Origin of the sequence: Geminicoccus harenae (genome assembly GCF_019800005.1) — a bacterium.
Classification (GTDB): Bacteria; Pseudomonadota; Alphaproteobacteria; order Geminicoccales; family Geminicoccaceae; genus Geminicoccus; species Geminicoccus harenae.
Genome location: NZ_JABGCL010000274.1, coordinates 1 through 523 on the forward strand (window position 1 = coordinate 1; position 523 = coordinate 523).

Genomic DNA, 523 nt, shown 5'->3' on the forward strand with positions numbered 1-523 from the left:
ATTCTTCGCCTTATTTGAGATATGTGCGGTATGCCGACGACTTTCTTATTGCTATTCAACCAGGCTTTCCGGAGACTATAGATGTTCTCCTTTGCTGGATCGAAAAGTGGTTAGAAGAAAAATGTAAGCTTTCGGTTACAAAAACCATTTTCACTCGAAGGAGCCGGCCTTCTTTGACTTTGGGTGTTCTCCTATCTATTGACGAAAACGGAATCCCTCATTTAAAGGCGCCTTTCCGCCGCATCAAACGACAAATAGAAAACTCATGGAAAGACAGAAAAAAAAAGGTGGGCACTCATTCTTGTCAAGAACCGGAGACATCGCTAAGCTAACAAAATATTATAATAATAAAATCAAAATCTACCTTTCCTTATACACCTGTTGCGAGAATGCTCCCGCAATCCAAGCTTTTCTGAAAGGGAAACTCCTGGCTTCGTACAAAAGGGAGCTCGCTCTTCTGAATAAAAATTCCAGAAAAAAAGGCTTTCGTCCAAAAGGAAAGAAAAAGAAAATAAAAGCAGAG

At 40.2% G+C, this 523-nt stretch carries 1 protein-coding gene; it reads left to right on the forward strand.

Translation table 11 applies throughout. The features are described from left to right. Positions 1-265: 265 nt before the first annotated feature. A partial coding sequence (locus tag HLA95_RS27860) for a hypothetical protein (protein ID WP_222185236.1) occupies positions 266-523 on the forward strand: 258 nt, incomplete at its 3' end.